The sequence below is a fragment of the Microcystis sp. M53603_WE2 genome, assembly GCF_030065435.1.
The window spans coordinates 1-5,772 of the sequence record NZ_JASJFF010001376.1 but is presented as its reverse complement, the minus strand read 5'-3'; the positions used below and the strand labels follow the sequence as shown (position 1 = coordinate 5,772).

The window sequence follows — 5,772 nt, the reverse complement described above, 5'->3', positions numbered from 1 at the left end:
CTCCAGGGGGAAGGTACAGTGTGACTTTTTGCTTGTCTTGCATATCACTAAATTGGTTTACCCGGGTATGTGTCTCTACTATAACCACTGTCTTTCCCTCCTGTCAAGATGGGAAGCTGTTATGACAGCATAATTGTAATATTTCTTTACAATTGTGGGGGAAGTGGGGTGATGGGGAAGTGGGGTGATGGGGAAGTGGGGTGTGGGGTGTGGGGTGGTCACTGCGTGCGCGTTGCGGGGGGAAGTGGGGAGAATAAATAAAAATAATCTCCTGACTCCTGACTCCTGAATCCTGAATCCTGAATACTGAATCCTCACTCCCAACTCCTGAATACTGAATCCTCACTCCCAACTCCTGAATACTGACTCCTGAATCCTATCTCCCGACTCCTGACTCCTGAATACTGAATACTGACTCCTGAATACTGACTCCTTGACTCTTGCCTTCAGAAACTGATAACTGAAATCCTCCGATTTCTCCTGTAAGATACTGTGTAGAGATGAGGAGTAATTATTTATGGAAGCTGGCGGTTCACAACGGGGGATTTCCCCAACTCTGCGGCAAAGTGGTATCGGTTTAATGTTACTGACATCGGGGGGAATATTAATCTGGTTTGTCGCTTGGTTAAGTAATTTTAGCTTCGGGGGACGCAGTTATCGCGCCAGCTTCCTTTTTCCTAATGTGGGTGGCATGATGGTGGGAACCCGCGTCGGTTATCGGGGAGTGAGAATCGGGCAAGTGACGGCAATTACCCCAGAACCGGAGGGAGTCGCCGTAGAAGTGGAGATTTCGCCAGCAGATCGCCTAATTCCCAGTAATTCCCTCATCGAAGCCATTCAATCCGGTTTAGTGGGTGAAACCACGATCGATATTACTCCCCTGCAAGCTTTACCCGTCGGTGGTGTTAAAGAACCCCCTTTGAGTCCTAACTGTAATGGGGAAGTGATTATCTGTAACGGTTCCCGTTTACAAGGGCAATCGGCGCTAAATGTCAATACCTTGATCAGATCTTTACTGAGAATTTCTAATCTAGTTAGCGATCCCGATATGGTGGCTGGATTTCGTTCTTTTACCCAACGCGCTGCCAATGCCTTGGGGGGACTCGATCGCTTTAGTGGTGAGGCAACCACCGCTTTAAGTGAGGTACGTCGCAGCGGTACTCTAGGTAAACTTAATTCGGGGATGAGATCCCTAGAATCCTTACCCCAAGTATCCGGTTCCCTCGATCGTCTTTCTAGTGATCTTTCCGGTGTCGGGGGATTGAGTCAGGAAGCGACTACTTTACTGAAAAGTTTACAGGGAAGTGGCGGCCTGAGAAATTTAGACGCTACCCTAGTGGAGGCCCGAAAAACGCTGCTTTTGGTGGGCCAAACCACCGAAGAACTGCGGGTTTTTTTGGCAGCTAATCAAAATCGTTTAATTGCCACTCTCGATAGTATCAAAACTACTAGCGATCGCCTACAAACTACCCTCGCTGCTTTGGATCCGATCCTGACGGAAGTGCAGAAAAGCCAAATTATCGAGAATTTAAACACTATTTCGGCAAATGCTGTTAAATTAAGTGAAAATTTGGGAAATTTTACCGCTTATCTCTCCGATCCTGCCACTGTTGTCACCCTACAGCAACTCCTCGACTCCTCTCGCGCTGCTTTTGCCAATCTTCAGAAAATCACCTCGGATGTGGATGAAATTACCGGTAATCCGCAACTGCGACAGGAAATTATCCGCTTAATTCAGGGTTTAAGTCGTTTGGTTTCTTCTAGCGAACAACTACAGCAGGAATTCGCCCAAGGTCAAGCAATGACAAGAATGGCCGCCCAAATTGCGACAATAGCCCCAAATCCCGCCGCTAATACCCCAGAAAAAGACGCTAAGAAACCCAGAAAAAGCCCCGAAATAAATGATTAAATGTGTTTGAAAAATCACCTTAGTTCCTCATAAAGGAATCCAATCTAAGCGATCAATCCATTCTTCAGCTTCTGTTAATTCCCAGATTAAAATCATTGATTCAGCCCATTGACTAATTGTACCGCTAGGGCGTAACCAAATAATTCCCCAAGTGTGACCTCCCGTGTTCCAATGATCTTTTAAATGATTGGGCATGGTACTTCTATTGTCAGTGATTAACAGTCTCTGGGATAATTCTAAATATTGCAATAAATTAGGATCAAGTGTCCCTAAAAGAGGTGCATCCGCATCACCAACTCGCAAAATATCTATAGTAGAATTGATACGTTGAACCGCTATTTTTAGCTTAGGAGATAAATTTTCATCCAGCAAAAACCGAATTTTCATGCTTTTTGTAAATACTCCTGCTCCTTTTTAATTTTTGCTTTTCTTAAACGATCAATTAAAGGAGATGATGTTTCTAGCCACTGTTGATAATGTTGTTCCCGTTGTCTTTCTAGCTTGACAAGATAGAGATCGATTTGTGCTTGATTGTGATAATAATAGGTCAAAGTGGCATAAATTTTTTCTAAATTTAGAGTTGGTAATTCTTGGAGAATTTCTTGAGGACTATAACCTTGTCGATAGTATTTCAGTACGTCCTCAATGCCAATACGATGTCCTTTTAATTGAATATTATCTACTGCTACAAATTCAAAATAATCTTCTAACTGCATAGGTTGTTACCTCCTAAAACATCAATACTATCCTAGCATATTATTAAAAATGTGCCGCAAAATTCAAAATTATTCACCGATTTTAAGCCTATCTGAATATTCAATTTAACCCACCTACTTTAGATGGGTTAAAAAGATAAAAAGAGATTAAGATTGACGTTTTAAAGCAGAACCAATTCCTAATACTCCTAAACTCAATAATCCTAGCACTGATGAAGGTTCGGGAATAGAAGGAGGAGGAGAGGAAAGAGCTATCACTGAGACATTATCCAACGCAGGACCATAAGGTGTATCGACTAAATTTAGAAAACTAAGGGTAGTTGTTGTTCCAGTGGCAGTAAAACCCCAAGATTTTGATACCCATCCCATGTTTGAACGGCTTTTTCCTGTTATGTCGAAAGAAAAGTCAGCAGAATTTCCTCCTGCACTCACTCTCATCTCTTTAATAGTAGGACTGTAGTCTGTATTACCCGCCAGATCAAAAGTCACCCGATAAGTCTCACCGACAGTTGTGTTAAAGGTTTGCTGAATTCCACCGGCATTCGCTCCAGATAGATCCAGATTTCTACTACCCTCAGAAGCTTGCCAATAAGTTCCTATATAATCAATTGTTCCTTGGCTGACCGTCCATCCTGTAATTGCTGTGGAACCAGCATCAAGTCTTATAAAATCACCAGGGTTAGGGTTGACGGTAGCCGTCTCAAAACTGCCATTTTGAATCAAATTTGCTGCTTGTACAGGGGTGACTATCAAAGCACTCACCGCCAAGACATAGGAAGCAATTGAGAGTTTTAATAAGCTATGCTTACCCCCCCCCCGCAAATCAATCAGTTTTGCTAATTTTTGAGTCATAATTAAAAACTCCATTTTTAGATAAACAACCATAGCCTAGCACAGAAAAGCTTAAAATAAATGAAAAAATGATTAATTTTTTGTTCAAGATGGTCTTAAATGAGCTTTGGGATAGAGAGACTTGTGGCAAGATATAATTAAGGGGTATTTGGGGAAGAAATTGGATTATGGAAGAACTTTTAGAATTAAAAGCTTTACTCTTAAAAGGTGATATTAAAGGTTCACTGGCGATTGTAGAAGACCTTGAAGATATGAGCAAAAATGGGATTATTAGCACCATTCGTGGTTATGCTGTTATCTTATTACTTCATTTAATTAAACAACAGGCAGAAAACCGAACCACTCGTTCTTGGGATGTCTCCATTCGCAATAGTGTTAGAGAAATTCAACGCCAAAATAAACGCCGAAAAGCGGCAGGATATTATTTAAGTGATGAGGAATTAACAGACACTTTAAACGATGCTTATCTTAATGCTTTGGATGCCGCTTCTTTAGAAGTCGAATCAGGTCGTTATCAATCGGAGAAACTAGAAGCTATAATTGACAAAAATAAACTGATTAGTGATGCTTTCCTTCTCATCAAAAACGTCTCTCCCTAGAAAGATTATGACCAACTCAATCTCTCAAGAACAAGCCCAAGAAATGTTACGTTGGTTAAACAAAAATCGTGACACCGTGATTGATTTGTATAAAAATCAATACATTGCTTATAACGAAAAAGGAGTGATTGCTCACGGTGAAAATTTACAGAATGTTCTAGAAGAAGCCAACACAACCAATCAAGAATTTGTCATTTATCTTGTTCCTAGTTGTCGTTATTCTATTCAAATTTTACCCATTCAAGTTTAAAGTAGTTTAAGTTGATTTTGACAACGGCAAAATTCTATGAAAATAACCCTTTATCAACCGACGTTATCGTTATTATTACTGCTGTTCCTATCCGGTGGTTGTGCAGTCAATCGGGAAAAAGAGAAAACCACCACTCCGCAAGCGTCTCCCCTAGCAGAAATCGTTCCTTGGCAGATGGTCGAACGGGTTACTATTTTAAAAGCCGATCAGGATCCCATCTATGCTTTGGCCATTAGTCCCGATAACTCCTTGCTGCTAAGTGGTAGTTTTGACGGCACGGTTAGGGAATGGGACCTAAAAACTCAAAAACCTCTCAGGACTTGGCAACTAGGTGATACCGTTAACGCTATCCAATTTAGTCCCGATGGTGAGACTTTCGTAACTGCCGATGCCGGGGGAAAAGTGCAACGCTGGAATACGCGCACGGGAAAATTAGAAATGACCTATCCTGGCCATGCTTTTCTCGTTACCGATGCCGCTATTTCTCCCGATGGCGAAATTTTGGCCACGGGTAGCTGGGATCGTACAGTTAAACTCTGGGATTTTCAGACGGGTACACTGTTAAAAACCCTGCGCGGCCATAATCATCCGATTCAGGCGATCGCATTTAGTCCCGATGGTAAAGGAATTGTTAGCGCCGATTACGATGGCTTCGTTAAACTGTGGAAAGTGAGTACCGGTCGCTTTATTCGTGCCTATGCGGGTAATTTATTCCCCGTTTATCGGGTGCTTTTTTCCAAAGATGGTAATACCGCCGGTACTGCTAGTCAAGACGGTTCGATCCGCGGTTGGCAAGTAAAAAGCGGCATCGGCACCACTACTATTCTCGCCCATAACGACGCTGTTACCGATATGGCCCTGCTCGATGGGGGTAAAGTTTTGGCCAGCACTTCTGGGGATGGAACTGTCAAATTTTGGGATGTTAATACCCGTCGGCACTTGAATACTCTCAAGGGAAACGTCATCTTAAGAATGGTTGCCAGTCGAGATGGTCGTTGGTTAGTCACTGGAGATCGGGACGGTGCGATCGCACTGTGGCGGGGAATCTAATTAACTATAATTAAGACTAGAGTGTTTTCTAGGGTGAAATATAGCTATGGCAGCAGTGATTTTAAACTTAGATACAGTCAATCTCAGCGATGAGCAGTTTTACCGTCTCTGTCAAGTTAACCCAGATTGGCAACTGGAAAGAAACGTTCAAGGAGAATTAATTGTCATGCCACCTGTTGGGGGAATTAGCGGCAACCGAGAGGCCGATTTTATTAGTTTACTTTGGTTGTGGAATCATCAAACCCGATTGGGTAAAGTCTTTAGTTCGGCGACGATTTTTCGTTTACCGAATGGCGGAGATCGCGCTCCCGATGCCGCTTGGGTGAGTTTAACTCGTTGGCAAGCTCTGAGTCGAGAAGAACAGGAGAAATTTCCGCCTATTTGTCCCGATTTCGT

At 42.6% G+C, this 5,772-nt stretch carries 9 protein-coding genes; 5 read left to right on the top strand and 4 right to left on the bottom strand.

Annotation, left to right across the window (positions count from 1 at the left end):
- Positions 1-78: 78 nt before the first annotated feature.
- Positions 79-318, bottom strand: coding sequence for a hypothetical protein (locus PX481_RS28930; RefSeq protein WP_288097400.1), 240 nt, complete (start codon positions 316-318; stop codon positions 79-81).
- Positions 319-517: 199 nt separating this feature from the next.
- Here PX481_RS28930 and PX481_RS28925 point away from each other — a divergent pair, with 199 nt between their 5' ends.
- Positions 518-1,909, top strand: coding sequence for an MlaD family protein (locus tag PX481_RS28925; RefSeq protein ID WP_288026828.1), 1,392 nt, complete (start codon positions 518-520; stop codon positions 1,907-1,909).
- Between the two features lie 27 nt (positions 1,910-1,936).
- On the opposite strand, the gene PX481_RS28920 is transcribed toward PX481_RS28925, so the two are convergent.
- From PX481_RS28920 to PX481_RS28910, 3 genes are all read right to left on the bottom strand, one after another.
- Complete coding sequence (locus PX481_RS28920; protein ID WP_002763705.1) at positions 1,937-2,296, bottom strand: DUF5615 family PIN-like protein; 360 nt, start codon at positions 2,294-2,296, stop codon at positions 1,937-1,939.
- Complete coding sequence (locus PX481_RS28915; protein ID WP_002750711.1) at positions 2,293-2,625, bottom strand: DUF433 domain-containing protein; 333 nt, start codon at positions 2,623-2,625, stop codon at positions 2,293-2,295. Before PX481_RS28915 ends, PX481_RS28920 begins: the two co-directional genes overlap by 4 nt.
- 147 nt (positions 2,626-2,772) lie before the next feature.
- Positions 2,773-3,477 (bottom strand): choice-of-anchor C family PEP-CTERM protein, encoded by a 705-nt coding sequence (locus PX481_RS28910; protein ID WP_288097397.1) that lies wholly within the window; start codon positions 3,475-3,477, stop codon positions 2,773-2,775.
- A gap of 167 nt (positions 3,478-3,644) precedes the next feature.
- Here PX481_RS28910 and PX481_RS28905 point away from each other — a divergent pair, with 167 nt between their 5' ends.
- From PX481_RS28905 to PX481_RS28890, 4 genes are all read left to right on the top strand, one after another.
- Positions 3,645-4,076 (top strand): DUF29 family protein, encoded by a 432-nt coding sequence (locus tag PX481_RS28905; protein WP_002763700.1) that lies wholly within the window; start codon positions 3,645-3,647, stop codon positions 4,074-4,076.
- A gap of 7 nt (positions 4,077-4,083) precedes the next feature.
- The gene (locus PX481_RS28900; RefSeq protein WP_002763698.1) at positions 4,084-4,326 is read left to right on the top strand and encodes a DUF5678 domain-containing protein; all 243 of its coding nucleotides are present in this window, start codon (positions 4,084-4,086) and stop codon (positions 4,324-4,326) included.
- A gap of 36 nt (positions 4,327-4,362) precedes the next feature.
- Entirely contained in the window at positions 4,363-5,376 is a 1,014-nt protein-coding gene (locus PX481_RS28895) for a WD40 repeat domain-containing protein (protein WP_288097394.1), read from the top strand.
- Between the two features lie 46 nt (positions 5,377-5,422).
- Positions 5,423-5,772 (top strand): Uma2 family endonuclease (locus PX481_RS28890; protein ID WP_288097392.1); only part of this gene is annotated, 350 nt, incomplete at its 3' end.